A 20,415-nucleotide genomic window follows, 5' to 3' on the forward strand; every position below is an offset into this window, starting at 1 on the left:
CTCGCCTGCTGTATCCGGCCCGAACACTATTTCGATGATGGCGCAAGAGGCGCTGCAATTGCCCGGTCGATTTGCAAGCTTGTTTCGCGAGTGCCCGAAACTCAGCGGTTCAGCCGCACGCTCCCGCTGATCGAGAGGTCGTAGCCTCCGAACTCGCTCGCCCGCGCCGCCATGTCAGGACCACGCATCCAGGCGAGCAGCTTCTGTGTCGCCGGCTCGAAATAGCTCCGCCGGCGCAGCACCAGATCGACATGCTCCCAGACCAGCGGCAGGAAGGCGAGGCCGAAGGCCGTGGCGATGGCGCGCGCGGCGACGCCGCAATCGGCCCGCCCGGAGCGGATCGCCAGCGCCAGGTCCTGGCCGGTGGCGCAGGTCCCGTCGGCGACGACCATCCGCCCCGACGGAACCCCGGCACGTTCGAGCAGGCTCAGCAGCAGCAATTGCGCCCCGGCGCCGCGCTGGCGCTGGGCGAAGCGGGCGCCCTTCGCGACCGCCGCGCCGAGACCGTCGATCCCGAGCGGGTTATCGGGCGCGACCAGCAGCCCCTGCTCGCGCCGGGCGAAATTGATCACCACCGCATCGTGCAGCGAGACCTCCGCCCGGATCGCCGCGAGATTGGCAGCGTCGTCATCCGGCGTGGCATGCAGGTGCAGCGCGGCGATCGCGACCTCGTTACGCACCAGCCGGTCGAGCCCGGCCTGCGAGCCCTCGGCCAGCAGCGCCAAGCCGCAGCCGGATTCGCGGATGGCGAGCTCCAGCAGCGAATCCTGGCTGCCGCCAACGATTGGCGGCGGCGAGGCCGCTTCGAGCCCAGCGGGATACGCCAGCCCTGCTTCGAGCCAGCGATCCAGCCCAGCGCGCGGGAACAGCCATTTGCCGGAGACCTTGGTGCAGGGCACCGCCCCCTGCCCGACCAGTTCGTAGAGCTTGCGGTCCTTGAGGCGGAGGTATGAGGCCGCTTCTTCTGTCGTAAGCCAGACCTGATCCTGCATCAGCCTGCGTTTGCCTGCGTTGGTTACGTTGTTGGCATTTCGTCGCATTGAACTCTACCAATTGCAAATGCTTGCAATCTCAAGGCGAGCGCGCGGGAGCAGGCTTTGGACGTCGGCGCGATCTTTCAGGCGGCATTTGCGCTGGTGGTCGGGCTCGATCCCGGCTTCCTCGGCATCGTCTTCCTGTCGCTGCGCGTGACGCTCACCGCCGTGCTGATCGCGGCGCTGATCGGCCTGCCGCTCGGCGCGGCGCTGGCACTGGCGCGTTTTCCGGGCCGCTCCGCCATCATCGTCTGCCTGAACGCGCTGATGGGGTTGCCCCCAGTTGTCGCGGGCCTTGCCGTCTTCCTGCTGCTCTCGCGCTCCGGCCCACTTGGGCCGCTCGGCCTGCTGTTCACGCCGACCGCCATGATCATCGCGCAAGTAATCCTCGTCCTGCCGATCGTGATCGCGCTGACCCGGCAGGTGATCGAGGACCTCTGGAGCGAGTATCGCGACCATCTGCGTTCGGTCGGCCTTGAAGGCCTGCGCGCCATCCCGACCCTGCTCTTCGACGGGCGCTTTGCACTGGCGACGGCGCTGCTCGCCGGCTTCGGCCGGGCCAGCGCCGAGGTCGGCGCCGTCCTGATCGTCGGCGGCAACATCGCCGGCTACACCCGCACCATGACGACGGCGATCACGCTGGAGACCTCGAAGGGCGACCTGCCGCTGGCGCTCGGCCTCGGACTCGTCCTGCTCTCGCTGACCCTCGCCATCAACGCCATCGCCTTCGGCGCAAGCCGGATCGGCGCGCGCTATGCCGGGTGAGCCGTCATGCTGAGCGCAACCTCGATCCTGCCGCTCACCGTCGAGGCCGCCGCCTTCTCCGGCGACGGCAAGCTTCTGGTCGAGCCCAACAGCTTCACCATCCCGGCCGGGGGCTTGACCGTGCTGCTCGGGCCGAACGGCGCCGGCAAGTCGCTGACGCTGCGCCTCTGTCACGGCCTGCTGGCGCCAAGCCGCGGCGCGGTGCGCTGGGCCGCCGGAGCCGACGGCCGCGCCAAGCGGCATGCCATGGTCTTCCAGAAGCCGATCATGCTGCGCCGCTCGGTCGAGGCCAACATCACCCATGCACTCGCTGCCGCCGGCAGCAATGGCGCCGAGCGCAAGGCTCGCGCAGCCCAGGCGCTGCAGCACTTCGGCCTCGCCGAGCGCGCCAGCCAGCCGGCCCGCCTGCTCTCCGGTGGCGAGCAGCAGCGCCTCGCCATCGCCCGCGCCTGGGCGCTCCGGCCGGAGCTACTTTTCCTGGACGAGCCGACCTCGCAGCTCGACCCTGCCGCGACGCGCCAGATCGAGGAATTGCTCTCCGGCCTCGTCGCCGAGGGCATCACCGTGATGATGTCGACCCATGATCTCGGCCAGGCCCGCCGCCTCGCCGACCGCGTGCTCTTCCTGCATCGCGGCCGCCTCATCGAGGACACGCGCGCCAGGGATTTCTTCGCTGGCCCGCAATCGGCCGAGGCCCGCGCCTTCCTGGCAGGAGAGCTGCTCTGGTGAACCACAACGACAATAACAGGAGAAACGCCCGATGACCGCCCTGCCCCGCCGCTCCCTCCTCGCCGCCGGCCTCTTCCTCGGCCTGACCGGCATCGCTCTCGCCCAGGCGCCGGCCGGCGAGCGCTTCATCACCGTGGCCTCGACGACGTCGACCCAGGATTCCGGCCTGTTCAACCACATCCTGCCGCTGTTCAAGGCCAAGACCGGCATCGAGGTCCGCGTCATCTCGCAGGGCACCGGCCAGGCGCTCGATACCGCCCGCCGCGGCGATGCCGACGTCGTCTTCGTCCACGCCAGGGCGCAGGAGCTGAAATTCGTCGAGGAGGGCTTTTCGACCGAGCGCCGCCCGGTGATGTACAACGACTTCGTCCTGATCGGTCCCAAGAGCGATCCGGCCGGCGTCGCCGGCACCAAGGACATCGTCGCGGCGCTGAAAAAGATCCAGGAGAAGGCCGCGCCCTTCGTCTCGCGCGGCGACAAGTCCGGCACCCATGCCGCCGAGCTCAATCTCTGGAAGGTCGCGGGCATCGACATCGCCGCGCAGAAGGGCCCCTGGTACCGCGAGATCGGCCAGGGCATGGGCGCGGCGCTCAACACCTCCGGCGCGATGGGCGCCTATGTTCTCTCCGACCGCGCCACCTGGATCTCGTTCAAGAACCGCGGCGATCTCGTCATCTCGGTCGAAGGCGACCAGCGCCTGTTCAACCAGTACGGCGTGATGTCGGTGAACCCAGCCAAGCACCCGCATGTAAAGGTCGCCGACGGCAAGCTCTTCGCCGACTGGCTGACCAGCCCGGAAGGCCAGAAGGCGATCGCCGACTACAAGATCGACGGCCAGCAGCTCTTCTTCCCGAACGCCGGCCAGGCGGGCGCCTGAGCCGATGCGCAGGCTCGCACTCGCCGCCTTCGTCAGCTTGTGGCCGGCGCTCGCCCCGCCGCAACAGGCTGAAAAGCCGGTGCTGCTCCATGCCGCCGGCAGCCTGAAGAATGCCCTGACCGAGGTCTCCAAGGCTTTCGAAGCCTCGGCACGCATTCCGGTTACGACCAGCTTCCGCCCCTCCGGCCTGCTCCGCGAGGCGCTATCCAAGGGCGAGCCGGCCGAGGTCTTCGCCTCCGCCAACATGGACCATCCGCTCGCACTGGCGAAGGACGGCAAGGCCGGCCCGGTCGTGCTCTTCGTGCGCAACGAGACCTGCGCCTTCGCGCGTGCGGGGCTCGACGTGACCAGCAACACGCTGCTCGCGCGCATGCTCGATCCCAAGGTCAAGCTCGGCACCTCGACGCCGAAGGCCGACCCGTCCGGCGACTATGCCTGGCAGGTCTTCGCCAAGGCCGAGAAGCTTAAAGCCGGCGCCAAGGCGGCGCTGGAGGCCAAGGCGCTGCAGCTCGTCGGTGGCCCGAACAGCGCCCCGACCCCGCCCGACCGCAACGGCACCGGCCATCTGTTGGCGACCGGCGCCGCCGACCTCTTCTTGGGCTATTGCACCAATGCCGACCCGATCGCCCGCGAGCAGCCGGGCATCCGCATGGTCCGGCTGCCGGAGAAACTGCTGGTCGGCGCCGATTACGGGCTGACGGTGATGAACGGCGCCTCGCCGAACGCCTACCGGCTGGCGATGTTCATCCTCTCGCCCGACGGGCAGCGCATCCTGGCGCGGCACGGTTTCGTCGCGCCTAGCCTGCCACGCGAGGGGAAGTGAGATCTTGACTGCGCCAGCCTCGGTGAGCCTGCACGCCGCCGGCAGCCTGCGCGGCGCCCTGCTCGATATCGCCGACACTTTCCAAAACGAGACGGGCGTTCCCGTCTCCTCGCAATTCGGCGCCTCCGGCCTGCTCAGGGACCGGCTTGCCAGAGGCGAGGCCGGCGAGGTCTTCGCCTCGGCCAATCTGGAGCATCCGCAGGCGCTGGCACGCGCCGGGCTAGCCGGCCCGGCCGTGCTCTTCGCCCGCAACGAGCTCTGCGCCTTCCTGCGGCCGGGGCTGGCGGCCACGAGCGCCGACCTGCTCGAACTGATGCTCGACCCCACGATCAAGCTAGGCACCTCGACGCCGAAAGCCGATCCATCAGGCGATTACGCCTTCGCCGTCTTCTCCAGGGCAGAGGCGATAAAGCCCGGCGCCAAGGCCGCGCTGGAGACCAAGGCGCTGAAGCTGACCGGCGGACCGGAGTGCCTGCCGGCACCGGAAGGGCACAACGTCTACGGTCACAAGCTGGCGAGCGGCGAGGCCGACATCTTCCTGGCCTATTGCACCAACGCCCAGCCGCTTGCGAAGGAACAACCGGGGATCGCGATGCTGCGCCTGCCAGAACAGCTCGCAGTCAACGCCGACTACGGCCTGACGGTGCTGAACAGGGCCTCGCCGAACGGCTACCGGCTCGCCATGTACATCCTCTCGCCGCAGGGGCAGGCGATCCTGGCCCGGCATGGCTTCGCCGCGCCGGGCCTGCCGCGCGCGAGATAGCGGGAAGGGCACCATCATGGATTGGCAAGCGACCCGGCCGGGCGAAACCGAAGCGCCCCTGCCCGAGCGCAGCGATGCCCGCCTCGTCTTCATCGGCCGCATCCGCACGCCCTTCGCGACGCGCGACGACTGCCCGCGCCAGGGTGATCAGGACGGGCCACTCTGCCGGGTCGAGATCGACCCGCATTGGCAGGCGGCGCTCAAGGGCATCGAAGCTTTCGCTGAACTCGATCTGCTTTACTGGATGCACGAAGCCAGGCGCGATCTGCTGACGCAGACGCCGCGCGGGGGCGGCACGCTCGGCACCTTTGCGCTGCGCTCGCCGGTGCGCCCGAACCCGATCGCGCTGTCGCGGGTGAAGCTCGAAGGCGTCGAGGACGGCGCCCTGCTGGTGCGCGGGCTCGACTGTCTGGACGGCACGCCGCTCATCGACATCAAGCCGCATCGCTGCAGCCACTCGCACGGCACGACGGAAACCTCCCATGCCGCATCCTGACCGCCGCAGCGTCCTCGCCGGCCTCGGCGCGACGATCGCCGCCCCTCGCATTGCCCGTGCCGCGACCATCCGTGACGGCGCCGGCCGCGACATTCCGATTCCCGGCAAGGTCGAGCGCATCTTTCCGGCCGGCCCGCCGGCGGCGATCCTGATCTACACGCTCGCTCCCGATCTTCTCATCGGCTGGCCGCGCGCCAACCGGCCGGAGGAACGCGAGTTCCTGCTGCCCGGCATCGGCGACCGGCCGGAGATCGGCCGCATCACCGGCCGCGGCAACAGCGCCAATCTTGAAGCCGTGCTGCAGGCCAAGCCGGACCTGATCATCGATTCCGGCTCGACCGGCCGCACCTATGTCGAGCTCGCCGAGCGCGTGCAGCAGCAGACCGGGATCCCCTATGCCCTGCTCGACGGCCGTTTCAGCGAGACCCCGGCGAGCTATCGCATCCTCGGCCAGCTCACTGGCCGCAGCGCGCGCGCCGAGACGCTGGCGCGCTGGTGCGAGGACAGTTTCGCTACCATCCGCGACCGCATCGCCGCGATCCCCGCCGAGAAGCGCCCGAGCGTCTATTATGCCCGAGGCCCGCGCGGGCTCGAGACCGGGCTCGGCGGCTCGATCAATGTCGAGACACTAAGTTTCCTCGGCACTCGCAACGCCGCCTCGCCTTCCTGCCGGGCTGAGCGGCGCCCCGGCGAAGGCGCCAATCCCGTCACAATCTCCTGATCCGATTTACCTAGGGTCAGAACATGGCGTGAGATCGTCGCGCCGCCGGCGGGCGGGCCCGCTTCCGGTCACGTGATCTGTTGGCCTTGTCGATGCCCCGGGGGATATTGAATGAAGCGCTTTATCGGAGCCGCGCTCCTGTTCGGCATCGCGGCCCTCTCCGGCGTAACGAAAGCGGAGGCACAGCAGCCGGCGCAAGCCGCGATCGAAGCGCTGCTGCCGGAGTTCGAGAAGCAGGTCGCCGAGGGCATGAAGGCCTTCTCGGTGCCGGGCGTCGCCGTCGGCATCGTCCATGACGACAAGCTGATCTACACCAAGGGCTTCGGCGTCCGCGAACTCGGCAAGCCCGAGCAGGTCACGCCGGAGACGATCTTCCAGATCGGCTCGACGACCAAGGCCTTCCTTGCCACGACGCTGGCGCAGGCGGTCGATGCCGGCCGGCTCGGCTGGAGCGATCCGGTCATCGACCATGTCCCCGAGTTTCAGCTCGCCGACCCCTGGGTCACCCGCGATTTCCGCGTGCTCGACCTCGCCGCCCAGCGCTCCGGCCTGACGGCTTACGTCAACGACGCGCTCACAATGCTCGGCTACGACAAGCAGACGCTGATCCGCTCGCTGCGCGCCGCCCCGCAGCTCGGCCTGTTCCGCTCCGATTTCCGCTATCTCAACATCCCGCATGTCGTCGGTGGCGAGATCATCGCCAAGGTCAACGCAGCGCCGTCCTGGTTCGACTCGCTGCAGAAGACCCTGCTGGCCCCGCTCGGCATGAACGCGACCACGGCTACGGCGGAGGCGATCACCGCCGCTCCGAACCACGCCCAGGGACATCGCCTCGCCGACAAGCCGGTCGCGGTGCCCTTCCACCCGTCCTTCCCCTATGCGCTCGGCCCGGCCGGGGCGCTGAATTCGAACATCCCCGACATGGCGAAGTGGCTGCGCCTGCAGCTCGGCCGCGGCCAGTTCGAGGGCAAGATCCTGGTCTCCGAGGCCAATCTCGACATCACCTGGATGCCGCGCGTCGCCATGAACGAGCGCACCAGCTATGCCGTCGGCTGGGTCGCGACCGCGACGCCGCGCGGCCGGATCATCTGGCATAATGGCGGCACCGCCGGCTTCGGCGCCCATGCCGGCTTCCTGCCCGACGCCAGGACCGGCATCGTCATCCTGACCAATCTCGAGAATGGCGGCATGCCCGACGCGCTGGCGATGTGGTTCTACGATCGCGTGCTCGGTAACCCGGCCGTCGATAACATCGCGCTCGCGGCCGCCAGTGCAAAAGGCCGTCGAGAGGCGGCGCAGGCCGAGGCGGCGGGCTTCGTGCCCGGGCGTTTGTCGCCGATCGCGGCGGCCTTCGCCGGCAGCTACGCCTCGCCGATCCTCGGCGACGCCACCGTCGCGCTCACCGAGGGCAAGCTTAACCTCACGCTGGAGAAGACCGAGGCGCAGATCCTGCTCGAGCCGAACAGGGACGACCCCTACCTGTTCCAGGCGCGGCTGGCGCCGACCGGGGCCTTCGTCGCGCCGGCCGAGATGTCCGGCGGCGAGCCCCTTACCCGGCTGCGCTTCGAGACCGACGCTGCCGGCAAGATCGGGCAGATGCGCTGGCTCAGCCCTGAACTGCCGCATTCCTTCGCCCGCGCGGCCCAGTGACAGGAGGAGCATCATCATGATCCGTACCGCTATCCCGTTGCTTGCCATCGCCTTTGCCATCGGCTCCAACGCCTCGGCCGCGCCGGCGTTCACACCGCTGCCGAAGGTAGCCTCCGCCCTGCCGGTCGAGCCCGCCCGCTCGGCGCTGCGCAAGTTCTTCGATGCGCTGGGCGACGACGATGTCCATGACGACCATTACGACTGGAACGACTATCGCGACGCGACCTCGCGCAAGGACCGCATTCGCGACTGGCAGCGCATGCAGATCGATACGCAGAAGGACTATTGGCGCCAACAGAAGGACATGCAGAAGCAGGCGATCAAGGCCCAGCGCGGCTGGTAGACCGCAGGCGCTGCTGACGTCAGCCTTTGGCAGGAAACAGCAAACACCCCCTTACCTTCCCCGGTCAGGCTGTTGCATAGTCGCCCCCAACGCGGCGCTACGCCGACGCAGACTGGGGAACGCACATGAAGACCTTTGTTCTCGCCGCGGCGCTCTTCGCCGCCGGCACCCTCGCCGCTTCCGCGCAGCAGCTGGCCCCGAGCCCGACGCTCGACGCCATCAAGGCACGCGGCCATCTCGAATGCGGCGTCCATCTCGGCTTGCCCGGCTTCTCCTTCGCCAACGACAAGGGCGAGTGGACCGGTCTTGACGTCGATTATTGCCGCGCGCTCGCCGCCGCCGTGCTCGGCGATGCCACCAAGGTGAAGTACACGCCGACCTCGGTGCAGCAGCGCTGGCCGATCCTGCAATCGGGCCAGGTCGACGTGCTCTCGCGCAATTCGACCATCACCTTCTCGCGCAACGCCACGCTTGGCCTGAACTTCCAGGGCATCAACTTCTACGAGGGCCAGACCTTCATCGTCCGCAAGAAGGCCAATGTGAAGTCGGCCGAGGAGCTCGACGGCGCCTCGGTCTGCGTCGCCGCCGGCTCGACCGAGGAGAAGAACGCCGCCGACTGGTTCCGCGAGCGCAACCTCAAGGTCACCATCACCAACTTCCAGAAGAACGACGACGCCATCACCGCCTATGACAGCGGCCGCTGCGACGCCTACACCGCCGGCGTCGGCGCCCTCGCCGGCCAGCGCGCCAAGCTCAAGGTTCCGGACGACCACACCATCCTGACCAAGCCGATCTCGAACGATCCGCAGGGCCCGGTCACCCGCTACGGCGATGAGCGCTGGCAGCTGATCGTGCGCTGGGTGCTGAACGGCACCATCGCCGCCGAGATGCTCGGCGTCACCTCCAAGAACGTCGACGAGATGAAGGCCAACTCGAAGAACACCGAGGTCCGCCGCCTGCTCGGCGCCGAGGGCGGCTTCGGCGCGATGATGGGCCTGGCCGACGACTGGATGTACAAGGCGATCAAGCAGGTCGGGAACTATGGCGAGAGCTATGAGCGCACCGTCGGCCTCGAGTCGCCGCTGAAGCTCGAGCGCGGCCAGAACCAGCTCTGGACCAAGGGCGGCCTGCTCTTCACCCCGCCGTTCCAGTGAGAGCAGAGCGGCGGCTCGGCCTCGACATCTGAGCCGCCGTCATTCCGGACAAGCCGCGAGGCGACACAGCTCCGGAAGCCATCGTAGAGCGCCGGAATCCTACGACGGATTCCCGGCACTCCGCTTCGCTCCGGCCGGAATGACGGCCGCTCCTCAGGCGATCCCAGCGAGCTCCAGCACCGTGGCCAAGGCCTTCGCCTTCATCAACGACAAGCGCGTCCGCGACGTCTTCTACCAGGCGGCGCTGCTGATCGGCCTCGTGGCGCTGCTGGTCTATTTCATCCGCAACGCCTCGCAGAACATGGTCCAGGCCGGCATCGCCTCGGGCTTCGACTTCCTCTGGCGCACCTCCGGCATCGAGGTGCCCTTCGTCCTGACCAACTACACCCAGTCGGACAACATCCTCGCGCTGTTCTGGGCCGGCGTCGCCAACACGATGCTGGTGACGGTGATCGCGCTGGTGCTGTCGACGGCACTCGGCTTCCTGATCGGCATCGCCCGGCTCTCCTCGATCTGGCTGGTTCAGGCCATCGCCGGCGCCTATGTCGAGTTCGTCCGCAACATCCCGCTGCTGTTCTTCGTGCTGTTCTGGTATTTCGGCGTCATCGCCGCACTGCCGGCGCCGCGCGAGAGCCTTTCGGTCTTCGGCGTCGCCTTCCTCAACAATCGCGGCCTGACCATCCCGCTCCCCGATGCCGGCGCGAGCTTCAGATACGCCTTCATCGCGATCGCGATCTCCTGCCTGCTGCACTGGCTCTTCCTGCGCTGGGCCAGGCGACGCAAAGAGGCGACCGGCCAGGACGCGCCTGTGCTGAGCGTCGGCCTCTTCCTGCTCCTGCTCGTCCCCGTGCTGGCACTCGCCTGGGCGACGCTGGCGACGCGCTGGGACATCCCGGTACTGCGCGGCTTCAACTATCGCGGCGGCTTCGTCGTCATTCCCGAATTCGTCGCGCTGCTGGCGGCGCTCGTGACCTACACCGCCGGCTTCATCGCCGAGATCGTGCGCGGCGGCATCCAGTCGGTCCCGCACGGCCAGATCGAGGCATCGGGCGCACTCGGCCTGCGTCCCGCCCAGACACTGCGCCTCGTCACCATTCCGCAGGCGCTGCGGGTGATGACGCCGCCGATGACCAACCAGTATCTCAACGTGCTGAAGAACTCGTCCTTCGGCGCCGCCATCGCCTATCCCGACGTGGTCAGCCTGTTCATGGGCTCGGCGCTCAACAATACCGGCCAGGCGATCGAGATCATCGCCATGACGCTCGCTGTCTATCTCGTCATCGGCCTCGCCGTCTCCGCCTTCATGAACTGGTACAATGCCCGCATCGCGCTGGTGACCCGATGAGAGCCGCCGCAACCCTCTCCACGAGCTGGCGCGAACGCCTGTTCGGCACGCCGACCATCACCGTGGTGACGCTGCTGCTCGCCGCTTTGATCGCCTGGATCGCCGTCCCGATCATCCGCTGGGCCCTGATCGACGCGACCTGGAACGGCCAGACTCGCAACGACTGCACCGGCACCGGCGCCTGCTGGGTCTTCGTCAAGGCGCGCTTCGGCCAGTTCATGTACGGGTTCTATCCGATAGAGGAACGCTGGCGGCCGAACCTCGCCGGTCTCGCCTTCGCGCTGTCCGGCGCAGCGATCGTCTTCGCGCCGAAGCGGCTGAAGCTGAGCCTCGGCCTCGCCGCGCTCGTCGTCCTGCCGCCGCTCGGCGTCTGGCTTCTCGGCGGCGGCTTCGGCCTGCGTGCGATCGAGACCCGCGAATGGGGCGGGCTGATGCTGACCGTCTTCATCTCGATCTATGCCAGCCTGATCGCGATCCCGCTCGGCATCCTGCTCGCGCTCGGGCGGCAATCCGAGCTCAAGGTGGTCAAGCTGATCTCGGTGCTGTTCATCGAGTTCTGGCGCGGCGTGCCGATCATCGCGGTGATCTTCCTGGCCTCGCTGCTGCTGCCGCTGATCATGCCGGCCGGCATCGGCGTCGACCGGTTGGCGCGCGCCGTGATCGGTCTCGGCTTCTGCATCGCCGCCTATATGGCCGAAGCCGTCCGCGGCGGCCTGCAGGCGCTGCCGAAGGGCCAGCGCGAGGCCGCGACCGCGCTCGGCCTGAGCTACTGGAAGGCGACTTGGTTCATCATCCTGCCGCAGGCGCTGCGCATCTCGCTGCCGGCGATCACCAACGAGTTCATCGCGCTGGTCAAGAACACCACGCTCGTCCTCGTCGTCTCGATCCTCGATTTGCTCGGCATCGCCCAGGCCTCGCTCGCCGATCCCAATTGGGTCGGCATGAACATGGAGGCCTATGTTTTCTCCGGCGGCCTCTACTGGCTGATCTGCTTTGCGCTCTCGCGCTGGAGCCGCAGCATGGAGCGGCAGCGATAGGCCCTGATCGGTCCCGGAGGGTTCTCTCTTCGGGGCAGAGCCTGTAAAACGCAGCCCATGCAAGAGATCGCCGGCCTCGCCCGCCTCTTCGTCCGGCTCTGGCGCCAGGCCTGGCCCGTCCTGCTGCTGCTCGCGACGCTCGGCTCGATCGCCAACGAGCTCCTACTGCCGCTTGCGGTCAAGCTCGGCTACCTCAACAGTCTCGCCGGCTTCGCCGTGCTGGCGCTGTTGGTGCTCGCCAAACTTATCGTCACCGTGCTGATGTTCGTCGCCTTGCGGCCTTGTCTGCCGGCGGTGGCGGCCTTGCAGGTCGCCGGCTCCGGCCCGCAATCCGACGCGCCGCAGCCGGCCGGAGCGCGCGCCGTGATCAGCCTGGTCTCGCTCGCCCTCGTCCCGTTCTTCGCCTACTACGCTGCCTGGGGTTTTCTCGGCGACACCGTCCGCGACTATTCGGTCAGGGCACTCGCCGCCGCCGGCCTCGGCGAGCGCGTCAATGTCCTCGACGTCCCGCTCTCGCTTTGGTTCGTGCTCGCCATCGGCCTGGCCTGGCTCGTGCGCAAGCTCGCCAAGGCGGCTCAGGGGCACCGGCCCTCTCCCTTCTGGCAGTTCCTGGTGATCGCCTGCGACGCCAACTGGATCTTCGTCGGCCTCTACGCATTGTCGCGCTGGAAGGACACGGCCTGGACTTGGCTCAAGACCGTCGCGCTGCCCTATCTTAGGCTTATGCACGACTGGACGCTCGCGCTGGTCGGCAAGGCGCAGGCGGCGATGCCGGAGGCGATCGACCTCGCCGAACCAGCGCTGAGTACCAGCCTGCAGAGCCTCTTCCTCTACGCTCTGCTGCCGCTGGTCTGGTTGCTGATGGCCGCGACGATCTATGGCTACGACGCCAAGGATCCCTCGGCCTTGGCCCGTGACCGGCGCGCCGCTGCAGCCCTGGCGCGCTGGCAGGCAGCCCCGAAATTCGCCCGCGACTTCGCCGAGCATTTCATCGGCGGCTACCGCTCGCGCTATCTGCCGGTCGTGAACAGCGTCCGCCTCGCCTTCGGCGCCAGCCTCTCCGTGCTGATCGCACTCGTCATCGGCTATCGCTTCATCGGCTTCGCCGCCGCCTGGCTCTGGATCGGCCTCACCCGCCTGATCGGCCCGCTCGATCTCGACAGCTGGCAGCTGATCGCCAACCTCATCGCTTTCCTGCTCGGCGGCCCCAGCGAGATCCGCGGCGGCATCCTGGTCGAGAGCCTGCGCATCTGCCTGCTTGCGGCAGTGATGGAGAGCGCCGTCGCCGCACAAAGCCGGGACAGCGCTAGCCCGGAACCTCAAAGCGCAGATAATCCGGCCGCCCGGCCGGCAGGCTGAGCACCGGCCTGACCTCTCCGGCCATCCCGGCCGGGAGGACGAAGCCTTCGCTGATCCTGAGCGTCGCACCGGCCGCCGGCTTGCTCGCCAGCGCTTGGGTGCAGGTTGGAATGGTCTGGCCGCGGCGCTCGGGCAACCGGTTGACCTCGCTGGGCGTCAGGAATTGCGGCGACCAGCGTCTGCCATCCTGCGCCTCCAGCACCAGCTTGCACGGCAGTACCGCGGAGGCTGCGGGATCACGCACCACCGCTTCCATGTCGAGCAGCATCACGGCCCGGCCGTCCGAGCGCTCGCCGACGCGGCGCAGCGATACCAGCTTCCACTCGGCGCCTCCGAGGTTCGCCGCGGCACTGGCCGGGACCTGCCGCGCGAACAGCTCGCGCGAGCGCCACCACTCCCAGGCGTTCTCATAGGATTGCAGGAAAAGACCGAGAGCCAGCGCCGGCAGCAGCGCCCATAGGCCGAGACGCCGCGCTCGCGCCGCGCCGGGGGAAAAGACGATGTCACTCATAGGCGAGCTCACTCAGGTCGAGGACCGGCGCAGGCGCCTCCAGCGTCGCGGGCAGCGCGATTTCCGCCTGCGTATCGAGCCGCGGCCAGCGCGAGGCCGCCACCAACAGCGTCGCGCCTGCAACAGCTTCGCGCGACACTTCGAAGATGAAGACACCGCGCTGCGGCAGGCCGGGCTCGAGCCGGTCGGTTCCGAGCAGCCGTGGCGCTCCCTGAAAGCGCGGGCTCACGACGAAACGAGCCCCCTGCGCACTGCGCCAGATCGCACTGCCGATCGTGACCGAGGCGGGTTGCGCTTCGAGCCTTGCGATCACCAGCGCGAAGATACCGCCCGTATTGCGCTCGACCTCACGGCCATAGGCCATGAAGCGCAGCGTCTCGGCGAGCAGCACCTTGTCGCCCCGCACCGTGAAGCCACGGCCGGCCAGCGTCTCGCCGAGATCGCCCTTGAGCGGGATCGGACCGGTGATCTCGGCATAGCCCGGCGTGTAGCGCTGCATGCCGACCAGCAGCATCGCGGCCAGCATGAGCGCGCCGAGCTTGGCGAAAGCGCCGCTCACGGCTTCACCTCGGCACGGACGACCGGCAAGGTCGCAGCCGCGATCGGCTTGCGATTGAACCAGCCCGGTGCCGCGAAGAGGTTGTCGCGCGGCTTGAAGGTTTCGCCGTTGACGACGAGGCGCAATCGCTCCGGCGCCTTCGCGCCAGGCGCAAGCCGCCAGATCACTCGCACGCGCTCCGGCAGTCCGGGCTGCAGCGCGCTCAGCATCGCCTTGTCGCGCATCAGCCAGAAGGTCGGACTGGGCTGCAGGCCCTCGACCTGCGGATCGACGGTGAGGATGCGCGCAAAGGTATTGTCGGTTTCCGAGCTGCGATTGGCGATGTCGAGATCGAGCGCCAGGAACTGCGTGCCATCGGGCGCCGGCGGCCCATCTGGCCGCGACTGCGTCGTCAGCTTGGCCTCGTGCAGCGCGATGCGCCAGCGGCCGGCATCGAGCGGCGCGCCGGCGACGAGCGCCGGCAGGACCGGAGGCTCCAGCGCCTCGAGCAGGCTCTGGCCGGAGGTGATGGCGAGCGCCAGCAATCCGCCGATCCCGATTGTGAGCTTCGAACCGACCGCTTGGCGCAATTTCGCCAGCCAGGAGACAATCATGCGCGCCCTGAAATCCTTCGCGCCCCCGGCGCGGCAAGATAGTGGGCGGAGCCGCGAGCGCAACCCGCGGTATCAACCCTTCATGTAGTCGTGGATCTTGCGGCCGAAGGGCAGCGTCAGGTCGGCGATGAAATGATGCGCACCCAGAACCTTGCGCACCGGCAGGTCGGCGACCGGCGCGTTGACGTGCGGGATCAGGTGCAGCCGGCCCGGACCGATCCAGGAGCCCTTAACCGTGATGTCGGTGAGGTTGAGCGCGACGAGCTGGCAGATCTCCGGCTCGCCATCGACGCCGGGGATGATCTTGAGGTTGACCTGCGTCTTGGTCAGCATCGCGGTGGTCTTGACGCCGTTGCCGGCGAGGCTCTCGTGCTTGTAGCCCATCGTGCCCATGGCGACCTGCTGGCCGGCATATTCGAGCGTGCCGGTCAGCGTGTCCTTGACCACTTCCAGCCTGGGATGGGCGTATTTCTTCGGGAAGCCCCAGATCTCGCGGCCGGCCGAGATCGGCGGCTCGATGTCGAGATACATTTGCGAGACGAAGCTGACCTCCTCTTCGCCGAACAGGCAGGGGATGACGATACCTGTCTCGGTATAGGTGCCGAAGCCGGAGGAATCCGGCATCTTGATCCATTCGTAATGCACGACCGGCTGCGCGATCGGCATCAGCGGCTCGGGCAGGTGATGGCGGATCAGCTCCGGATCGGTCTCGTAGCTGATCACCATGTATTCGCGGTCGATGAAGCGGTAGGGCCCGGCCGGATAGCTCGGCCCGGCGAGCGGCATCGAGGGCAGGTCGAGGATGTCTTTGCGGTTCATGGCGACGTCCTTACTGCGCGGTCCAACCGCCATCGACCGGCAGGATGACGCCGGTGATCGACTTTGCCGCATCGGAGGCGAGGAAGACAGCGAGCGCCGCAACCTCCTCGCTGGTGACGAACTGCTTGGTCGGCTGGGCGTGCAACAGCACGTCGTTGATCACCTGCTCCTTGGTGAGATTGCGCGCCGCCATGGTCTCCGGGATTTGCTTCTCGACCAGGGGCGTCCAGACATAGCCGGGGCAGATCGCATTGGCGGTGACGCCGAAGGTCGCCGCCTCGAGCGCGACCGTCTTGGTCAGCCCGGCGATGCCGTGCTTGGCGGCGACATAGGCCGATTTGAACGGCGACGCGACCAGCGCATGGGCTGAAGCCGTGTTGATGATCCGGCCCCATTTGCGCTGCTTCATTCCCGGCAACGCGGCGCGGATGGCGTGGAAAGCGGCGGAGAGGTTGATCGCGATGATCGCATCCCATTTCTCGACCGGGAACTCCTCGACCGGCGCGACGAACTGGATGCCGGCATTGTTGACCAGGATGTCGACGCTGCCGAATTCGGCCTCAGCTTCGGCGATCATCGTGGCGATCGCGCCGCCATGGGCCATGTCGGCCGGCGAATAGCGCGCCCTCACCCCGAAATCGGCCTCGATGCCGGCGCGCTCGTTTTCGATCGCAGCGGGCTCGCCGAAGCCGTTGATGACGATATTGGCGCCCTCGGCTGCATAGGCGCGGGCGATCGCGAGCCCGATGCCTGAGGTCGAGCCGGTGACGACGGCAGTCTTGCCCTTGAGCATGCTCTGATCTCCCAGCCGCGAGGACACGACGCGATGCTTCGTCGCAAGGTCCATGCCGCTGAGGTGGAAGAGCAAGCTGACGGGGCGATGAAGCTTGTCTGACGGGGACGTGACACCGATATCCAACCCTGCCCGCGTCACATGCCTGTCACCGCCCACCCCTCAGACATGGGTGAAATCCAGCTCTCCCCAAAGACCGAGCGAACGGAAACCGCGCCATGAACGCCCCTTTTGCGCCGTCCCCGTCCTCCTCCGAGCGCCATCTCGGCTGGCGCCCGGAGCGTTGCGACCGCGTCGCGCTCGTGCTCCAGGGCGGGGGAGCGCTAGGCGCCTACCAGGCCGGGGTTTACCAGGCGCTGCACGAGGCCGATATCGCCCCGGACTGGGTCTCGGGCGTCTCGATCGGTGCGATCAATGCCGCGCTGATCGCCGGCAATCCGCGCGATCGCCGACTCGAGCGGCTGGAGACCTTCTGGAACCGCATCACCGACCGCAAGGTCTGGTGGTTCACGCCCGAGGGCGACGTCTTTCGCCCGGCCCGCAATGCGACCTCGTCCTTCATGACCACGGTGCTCGGGCAGCCCGGCTTCTTCGAGCCGCGTCGCACCAGCGCCTGGCTCGCACCGGCCGGCGCCACTGACGCGACCAGCTTCTACGACACCTCGCCCTTGCGCGAGACCCTGCTGGAGCTGGTCGACTTCGACCTGATCAACGCGAAGCGCACGCATTTCTCCGTCGGCACCGTCAACGCGCTCTCGGGCAATTTTGTCTATTTCGACAACACGATGGAAGAGATCACGCCCGAGCACGTCATGGCCTCGGGCGCCCTGCCGCCGGCCTTCCCGACCGTGCAGATCGGCACCGAGCACTATTGGGATGGCGGCATCGTCTCAAACACGCCGCTGTCGCATCTGCTCGCCCAGGAGGACACGCTGAACTCGTTGATCTTCCAGGTCGATCTGTTCTCGTCGCGTGGCCCGATCCCGCGCACGATGCAGGACGTAATGGGCCGCCACAAGGACATCATGTACTCCTCGCGCACCCGCATGGTCACCGACCTCTTCCAGACGCTGCAAGGCTGGAAGAAGAAGACCCATGAAGCCCTGACCCATATCCCCGAGGACGCCCTGAGCGAGGAGGACCGCAAGCTCCGCGACGAACTCGCCTTGATCCCCGAGCACACCATCCTGCAATTGATCTACCAGCAGAAAACCTATGAGAGCCACGCCAAGGACCACGAGTTCTCGCGCACCTCGATGAAGGATCACTGGCATTCCGGCTATGAGGACACCAAGCAGACGCTGACCCGCAAGGACTGGCTGACGATCCCGCCGGACGGAGCCGGCATCGTCACCCACGACGTCCACCGCGATTTCGAGCGGCGCTGAGCCACAGCCCCGTCAGCGTTCCTGCGGCGGCACGTTGCGCAGCAGTTCGGTGCGCTCGCGCCGCTGCTGCTCCGTCCACTGCGAGTGATGGCGTTCGGTCGCGGCCGGCCGATTGGCGAGCCCGAGCCCGAGCCCGCCCCAATCGCCGACCGGGCGGACCGGCCGCTGCACGAAGCCGCCGCCGCAGCTCGGGCAGACATTTTCGAGCGTCTTCTCGGCGCACTCCGCGCAGTAAGTGCACTCATAGCTGCAGATGCGCGCCTCCAGCGAGGCTGGCGGCAGGTCGCAGTCGCAGAGTTCGCAGTTCGGCCGAAGTTGCAGCATGGCGTCGTTCCTCTCCTAACGGGGAATGGATGCCATGATCAGGCGATGTCATAAATGACAAGATGACCTCGTTTCCTGCCATGGCTGCCACGACGCCGATCCGCCTCGTGATCGTGCTGTTCCCGCGCACCAAGTTGCTCGACGTCACCGGGCCGCTGCAGGTTTTCAACGACGCGAAGCGCGCCGATGGCAGCGCTGTCTACGAGATCACCCTTGCCTCGGAGAATGGCGGCCCGGTCGAGACCGATGCCGGCGTGCCGCTGCCGAGTGTTTCACTGGCCGAAGCCGCAGCACAGCCGATCGATACGCTACTGGTCTCAGGTGGCCGCTCGGCGCTGGACGCGGCCGGCTCGGCCGCACTGCTCGCCTTCCTGCGCGATCAAAGCGGCAAGACGCGCCGGCTCGGCTCGATCTGCCTGGGCGCCTTCATCCTGGCTGCCGCCGGCCTGCTCGATGGCGGCGAGGCGACGACACATTGGCAATATGCCGAGCGGCTCGGCGCGGCCCACCCGGCGACCACTGTCCGGCCGGACGCGATCTTCGTCAGCAATGGCCGGATCTGGACCTCGGCGGGCGTCTCAACCGGCATCGACATGGCGCTCGCCATGGTCGAGGAGGACCTGGGACGCAAGGCGGCGCTCAATCTGGCGCGCGACCTCGTGCTCTACCTCAAGCGCCCGGGCGGCCAGTCGCAGTTCAGCGGCGAATTGCAGCGCCAGTCACGCGATGCGTCGGGCCGGTTCGAACGCCTGCACGCTCATATGCGCGAGCACGCTGCCGGCGACCTCTCCGTGCCGGAACTCGCCCGCATCATGGCGATGAGCCCGCGCCATTTCGCCCGGATCTATACGCAGGAGACCGGTATGAGCCCGGCCAAGGCCGTCGAGGCGGTCCGGCTCGATCTCGCCCGCGACCTGCTCGAAGAAACGGATATCGGCATCCAGCAGATCGCCATCCGTACCGGCTTCGGCGACGACGAGCGCCTGCGCCGCGCCTTCCTGCGCCGCTATGGCGTCGCGCCGGGCGAGTATCGGATGCGATTCGGAAACGGAGGGGCCGGCTAGCTCCGCCCCAGCTCCACCGGCACCGAATAGGAGCGCTTCACCCGCCCGAGCGCAAAACTCGATTCGATCGAGGCGACATTGTCGAGCCTTGTCAGCTTGTCCTTGAGGAAGCGCTCATAGGCGGCAAGGTCGCTGACGATGATGCGCAGGAGATAGTCGCGCTGCCCGGTCATCAGATAGCAGTCGGCGACCTCGGGCCAGCGCGAGACGGCCGCAGCGAAGCGGTCGAGTTCCTCCTCACGCTGGCGCTCCAGCTTGATCGAGGCGAAGACCGAGACCGGCAGGCCGAGCTTCTCCTGGTTCACGATGGCGACATAGCCCTCGATGATCCCGGCTTCCTCCAGCAGGCGCACGCGCCTGGCACAGGGACTCGGCGAAAGCCCGACTTTCCCCGCCAGCTCCTGCACGCTGATCCGCCCGTCCGCCTGCAGCGCTTGGACGATGCGGCGATCGATCTCGTCAAGTTTGAATTCTGGCATTTTCCCTCGCCTTACACTGCGAACTTAGCGGAAGCCGCCAAAAGCGGAAGTGCAGGCAATGATTGTGACATTCCCGTCACGGTTGCAATTTTGCTGCGTTTTCAGCGTTGGCGAGCGCTGGCTTGCGAGCCCGACTCAGGTCTAGTCGGGCTCCCTCCTCTCGGATTCCGACATGCTCAACCGCCTGTTTTCGCTCTGCCTTCTCGCGGCCGCGCTCGCGGGCTGCGCCACCGTTCCCAATCCGCTCTCGCCGCAACAGGTCGAGACACTGCGCCTGACGACAGTGACCGTCGAGATCACCCCGGCGACGACCCTGTGGTGGGGCGATGGCGACCGGGCCTATGCCCGCAGCAAGGGCCTGCCGGAACAGAATTCGGAAGAGCTGTCGAAGACGCCGGAAGCCCGCGCTTTCATCGCCAAGGCCGCCTCGGACAAGATCTCCGGCGCTCTCGAACACGAGCTCAGGCCTGTGCTCGTCGGTCAGCGACCGGTCAAGGTCGTGGTGGCGCTGCGCGAGCTCCGCCTGACCTCGATCATTCAGCGCATCCTCGTCGGAGGCCCGCATGAGATGACTGCGGGCGTTATGATCATCGACGCCAAGACCGGCGTGCCGATCCTGTCCCACCCAGGGCAGCGGTCGATCGCGCGCGCCGGCGAGGGCATAGGCGGCACGCTCGTCGATGCTGCCTTCCTGGCAGCGCCGATCGATCGGTTGACGGGCAATTTTGCCGAGGACTACAGGAATTGGCTCCTGCCGCAGCAGCCACCCTAATAGGAACTGCCGGCAAT

General features: G+C 67.5%; 24 protein-coding genes. 16 read left to right on the forward strand and 8 right to left on the reverse strand.

The window, feature by feature from the left end:
• Nucleotides 1-101: 101 nt before the first annotated feature.
• A complete protein-coding gene (locus tag QO058_RS09860) occupies nucleotides 102-992 on the reverse strand; it encodes a helix-turn-helix transcriptional regulator (RefSeq protein ID WP_284171841.1) in 891 nt (296 codons plus the stop codon).
• 105 nt (nucleotides 993-1,097) lie between these two features.
• On the opposite strand from QO058_RS09860, the gene QO058_RS09865 reads away from it, so the two are divergent.
• The 13 genes from QO058_RS09865 (at nucleotide 1,098) to QO058_RS09925 (ending at nucleotide 13,096) form a co-directional block, all read left to right on the forward strand.
• Nucleotides 1,098-1,799 carry an ABC transporter permease gene (locus QO058_RS09865; RefSeq protein ID WP_432212033.1) on the forward strand — a complete coding sequence of 234 codons (702 nt, stop codon included), beginning with the start codon at nucleotides 1,098-1,100 and terminating at the stop codon, nucleotides 1,797-1,799.
• Nucleotides 1,800-1,805: 6 nt separating this feature from the next.
• Nucleotides 1,806-2,528: an ATP-binding cassette domain-containing protein gene (locus tag QO058_RS09870; protein ID WP_284171842.1), complete on the forward strand. Its 723-nt coding sequence runs from the start codon at nucleotides 1,806-1,808 to the stop codon at nucleotides 2,526-2,528.
• A 31-nt stretch (nucleotides 2,529-2,559) separates the two neighbouring features.
• Nucleotides 2,560-3,405, forward strand: coding sequence for an ABC transporter substrate-binding protein (locus QO058_RS09875; protein ID WP_284171843.1), 846 nt, complete (start codon nucleotides 2,560-2,562; stop codon nucleotides 3,403-3,405).
• A gap of 4 nt (nucleotides 3,406-3,409) precedes the next feature.
• Complete coding sequence (locus QO058_RS09880; protein ID WP_284171844.1) at nucleotides 3,410-4,228, forward strand: molybdate ABC transporter substrate-binding protein; 819 nt, start codon at nucleotides 3,410-3,412, stop codon at nucleotides 4,226-4,228.
• Nucleotides 4,229-4,232: 4 nt separating this feature from the next.
• The gene (locus QO058_RS09885) at nucleotides 4,233-4,991 is read left to right on the forward strand and encodes a molybdate ABC transporter substrate-binding protein (protein ID WP_284171845.1); all 759 of its coding nucleotides are present in this window, start codon (nucleotides 4,233-4,235) and stop codon (nucleotides 4,989-4,991) included.
• 16 nt (nucleotides 4,992-5,007) lie between these two features.
• On the forward strand, nucleotides 5,008-5,487 hold the full coding sequence (tsaA, locus tag QO058_RS09890) for a tRNA (N6-threonylcarbamoyladenosine(37)-N6)-methyltransferase TrmO (RefSeq protein WP_284171846.1): 480 nt from the start codon (nucleotides 5,008-5,010) through the stop codon (nucleotides 5,485-5,487).
• Nucleotides 5,474-6,208: an ABC transporter substrate-binding protein gene (locus QO058_RS09895; RefSeq protein WP_284171847.1), complete on the forward strand. Its 735-nt coding sequence runs from the start codon at nucleotides 5,474-5,476 to the stop codon at nucleotides 6,206-6,208. The genes tsaA and QO058_RS09895 overlap by 14 nt, the downstream gene beginning before the upstream one ends.
• Before the next feature lie 111 nt (nucleotides 6,209-6,319).
• The gene (locus tag QO058_RS09900; RefSeq protein WP_284171848.1) at nucleotides 6,320-7,858 is read left to right on the forward strand and encodes a serine hydrolase domain-containing protein; all 1,539 of its coding nucleotides are present in this window, start codon (nucleotides 6,320-6,322) and stop codon (nucleotides 7,856-7,858) included.
• Nucleotides 7,859-7,874: 16 nt separating this feature from the next.
• Nucleotides 7,875-8,201, forward strand: a complete 327-nt coding sequence (locus QO058_RS09905) for a hypothetical protein (RefSeq protein ID WP_284171849.1) — start codon at nucleotides 7,875-7,877, stop codon at nucleotides 8,199-8,201.
• 125 nt (nucleotides 8,202-8,326) lie between these two features.
• Complete coding sequence (locus tag QO058_RS09910; protein WP_284171850.1) at nucleotides 8,327-9,355, forward strand: amino acid ABC transporter substrate-binding protein; 1,029 nt, start codon at nucleotides 8,327-8,329, stop codon at nucleotides 9,353-9,355.
• 181 nt (nucleotides 9,356-9,536) lie between these two features.
• Nucleotides 9,537-10,700, forward strand: coding sequence for an amino acid ABC transporter permease (locus QO058_RS09915; protein ID WP_284171851.1), 1,164 nt, complete (start codon nucleotides 9,537-9,539; stop codon nucleotides 10,698-10,700).
• A complete protein-coding gene (locus tag QO058_RS09920; protein WP_284171852.1) occupies nucleotides 10,697-11,737 on the forward strand; it encodes an amino acid ABC transporter permease in 1,041 nt (346 codons plus the stop codon). Before QO058_RS09915 ends, QO058_RS09920 begins: the two co-directional genes overlap by 4 nt.
• A 57-nt stretch (nucleotides 11,738-11,794) precedes the next feature.
• Nucleotides 11,795-13,096 (forward strand): hypothetical protein, encoded by a 1,302-nt coding sequence (locus QO058_RS09925; RefSeq protein WP_284171853.1) that lies wholly within the window; start codon nucleotides 11,795-11,797, stop codon nucleotides 13,094-13,096.
• Here QO058_RS09925 and QO058_RS09930 read toward each other — a convergent pair.
• The 5 genes from QO058_RS09930 to QO058_RS09950 form a co-directional block, all read right to left on the reverse strand.
• Nucleotides 13,044-13,607 (reverse strand): hypothetical protein, encoded by a 564-nt coding sequence (locus QO058_RS09930; RefSeq protein ID WP_284171854.1) that lies wholly within the window; start codon nucleotides 13,605-13,607, stop codon nucleotides 13,044-13,046. The two genes, QO058_RS09925 and QO058_RS09930, sit on opposite strands and share 53 nt — an antisense overlap.
• Nucleotides 13,600-14,166 carry a hypothetical protein gene (locus QO058_RS09935; RefSeq protein ID WP_284171855.1) on the reverse strand — a complete coding sequence of 189 codons (567 nt, stop codon included), beginning with the start codon at nucleotides 14,164-14,166 and terminating at the stop codon, nucleotides 13,600-13,602. The genes QO058_RS09930 and QO058_RS09935 overlap by 8 nt, the downstream gene beginning before the upstream one ends.
• Nucleotides 14,163-14,759, reverse strand: coding sequence for a hypothetical protein (locus tag QO058_RS09940; protein WP_284171856.1), 597 nt, complete (start codon nucleotides 14,757-14,759; stop codon nucleotides 14,163-14,165). The genes QO058_RS09935 and QO058_RS09940 overlap by 4 nt, the downstream gene beginning before the upstream one ends.
• Before the next feature lie 72 nt (nucleotides 14,760-14,831).
• Nucleotides 14,832-15,578 (reverse strand): acetoacetate decarboxylase, encoded by a 747-nt coding sequence (locus tag QO058_RS09945; RefSeq protein ID WP_284171857.1) that lies wholly within the window; start codon nucleotides 15,576-15,578, stop codon nucleotides 14,832-14,834.
• A gap of 10 nt (nucleotides 15,579-15,588) precedes the next feature.
• Nucleotides 15,589-16,371: a 3-hydroxybutyrate dehydrogenase gene (locus QO058_RS09950; RefSeq protein ID WP_284171858.1), complete on the reverse strand. Its 783-nt coding sequence runs from the start codon at nucleotides 16,369-16,371 to the stop codon at nucleotides 15,589-15,591.
• A 218-nt stretch (nucleotides 16,372-16,589) separates the two neighbouring features.
• Here QO058_RS09950 and QO058_RS09955 point away from each other — a divergent pair, with 218 nt between their 5' ends.
• Complete coding sequence (locus QO058_RS09955; protein WP_284171859.1) at nucleotides 16,590-17,759, forward strand: patatin-like phospholipase family protein; 1,170 nt, start codon at nucleotides 16,590-16,592, stop codon at nucleotides 17,757-17,759.
• A 12-nt stretch (nucleotides 17,760-17,771) separates the two neighbouring features.
• Here QO058_RS09955 and QO058_RS09960 read toward each other — a convergent pair whose 3' ends face one another.
• On the reverse strand, nucleotides 17,772-18,083 hold the full coding sequence (locus QO058_RS09960; RefSeq protein ID WP_284171860.1) for a DUF1272 domain-containing protein: 312 nt from the start codon (nucleotides 18,081-18,083) through the stop codon (nucleotides 17,772-17,774).
• Nucleotides 18,084-18,145: 62 nt separating this feature from the next.
• On the opposite strand from QO058_RS09960, the gene QO058_RS09965 reads away from it, so the two are divergent.
• Entirely contained in the window at nucleotides 18,146-19,147 is a 1,002-nt protein-coding gene (locus tag QO058_RS09965; protein WP_284171861.1) for a GlxA family transcriptional regulator, read from the forward strand.
• On the opposite strand, the gene QO058_RS09970 is transcribed toward QO058_RS09965, so the two are convergent.
• Nucleotides 19,144-19,626: an Lrp/AsnC family transcriptional regulator gene (locus QO058_RS09970; protein ID WP_137884354.1), complete on the reverse strand. Its 483-nt coding sequence runs from the start codon at nucleotides 19,624-19,626 to the stop codon at nucleotides 19,144-19,146. The two genes, QO058_RS09965 and QO058_RS09970, sit on opposite strands and share 4 nt — an antisense overlap.
• Before the next feature lie 172 nt (nucleotides 19,627-19,798).
• On the opposite strand from QO058_RS09970, the gene QO058_RS09975 reads away from it, so the two are divergent.
• Nucleotides 19,799-20,398, forward strand: coding sequence for a hypothetical protein (locus QO058_RS09975; protein WP_284171862.1), 600 nt, complete (start codon nucleotides 19,799-19,801; stop codon nucleotides 20,396-20,398).
• Nucleotides 20,399-20,415 lie beyond the last annotated feature (17 nt).

This window comes from Bosea vestrisii, from assembly GCF_030144325.1.
GTDB lineage: Bacteria > Pseudomonadota > Alphaproteobacteria > Rhizobiales > Beijerinckiaceae > Allobosea > Allobosea vestrisii_A.

Bases quoted from the DNA above. Each gene is read 5' to 3' on its own strand.
- QO058_RS09940 (WP_284171856.1), bottom strand. From the start codon at position 14,759: ATGATTGTCTCCTGGCTGGCGAAATTGCGCCAAGCGGTCGGTTCGAAG.
- QO058_RS09870 (WP_284171842.1), top strand. From the start codon at position 1,806: ATGCTGAGCGCAACCTCGATCCTGCCGCTCACCGTCGAGGCCGCCGCC.
- QO058_RS09910 (WP_284171850.1), top strand. From the start codon at position 8,327: ATGAAGACCTTTGTTCTCGCCGCGGCGCTCTTCGCCGCCGGCACCCTC.
- QO058_RS09960 (WP_284171860.1), bottom strand. From the start codon at position 18,083: ATGCTGCAACTTCGGCCGAACTGCGAACTCTGCGACTGCGACCTGCCG.
- QO058_RS09950 (WP_284171858.1), bottom strand. From the start codon at position 16,371: ATGCTCAAGGGCAAGACTGCCGTCGTCACCGGCTCGACCTCAGGCATC.
- QO058_RS09970 (WP_137884354.1), bottom strand. From the start codon at position 19,626: ATGCCAGAATTCAAACTTGACGAGATCGATCGCCGCATCGTCCAAGCG.
- QO058_RS09925 (WP_284171853.1), top strand. From the start codon at position 11,795: ATGCAAGAGATCGCCGGCCTCGCCCGCCTCTTCGTCCGGCTCTGGCGC.
- QO058_RS09975 (WP_284171862.1), top strand. From the start codon at position 19,799: ATGCTCAACCGCCTGTTTTCGCTCTGCCTTCTCGCGGCCGCGCTCGCG.
- QO058_RS09920 (WP_284171852.1), top strand. From the start codon at position 10,697: ATGAGAGCCGCCGCAACCCTCTCCACGAGCTGGCGCGAACGCCTGTTC.
- QO058_RS09900 (WP_284171848.1), top strand. From the start codon at position 6,320: ATGAAGCGCTTTATCGGAGCCGCGCTCCTGTTCGGCATCGCGGCCCTC.
- QO058_RS09860 (WP_284171841.1), bottom strand. From the start codon at position 992: ATGCAGGATCAGGTCTGGCTTACGACAGAAGAAGCGGCCTCATACCTC.
- QO058_RS09930 (WP_284171854.1), bottom strand. From the start codon at position 13,607: ATGAGTGACATCGTCTTTTCCCCCGGCGCGGCGCGAGCGCGGCGTCTC.
- QO058_RS09895 (WP_284171847.1), top strand. From the start codon at position 5,474: ATGCCGCATCCTGACCGCCGCAGCGTCCTCGCCGGCCTCGGCGCGACG.
- QO058_RS09965 (WP_284171861.1), top strand. From the start codon at position 18,146: ATGACCTCGTTTCCTGCCATGGCTGCCACGACGCCGATCCGCCTCGTG.
- QO058_RS09905 (WP_284171849.1), top strand. From the start codon at position 7,875: ATGATCCGTACCGCTATCCCGTTGCTTGCCATCGCCTTTGCCATCGGC.
- QO058_RS09875 (WP_284171843.1), top strand. From the start codon at position 2,560: ATGACCGCCCTGCCCCGCCGCTCCCTCCTCGCCGCCGGCCTCTTCCTC.
- QO058_RS09945 (WP_284171857.1), bottom strand. From the start codon at position 15,578: ATGAACCGCAAAGACATCCTCGACCTGCCCTCGATGCCGCTCGCCGGG.
- QO058_RS09880 (WP_284171844.1), top strand. From the start codon at position 3,410: ATGCGCAGGCTCGCACTCGCCGCCTTCGTCAGCTTGTGGCCGGCGCTC.
- QO058_RS09955 (WP_284171859.1), top strand. From the start codon at position 16,590: ATGAACGCCCCTTTTGCGCCGTCCCCGTCCTCCTCCGAGCGCCATCTC.
- tsaA (WP_284171846.1), top strand. From the start codon at position 5,008: ATGGATTGGCAAGCGACCCGGCCGGGCGAAACCGAAGCGCCCCTGCCC.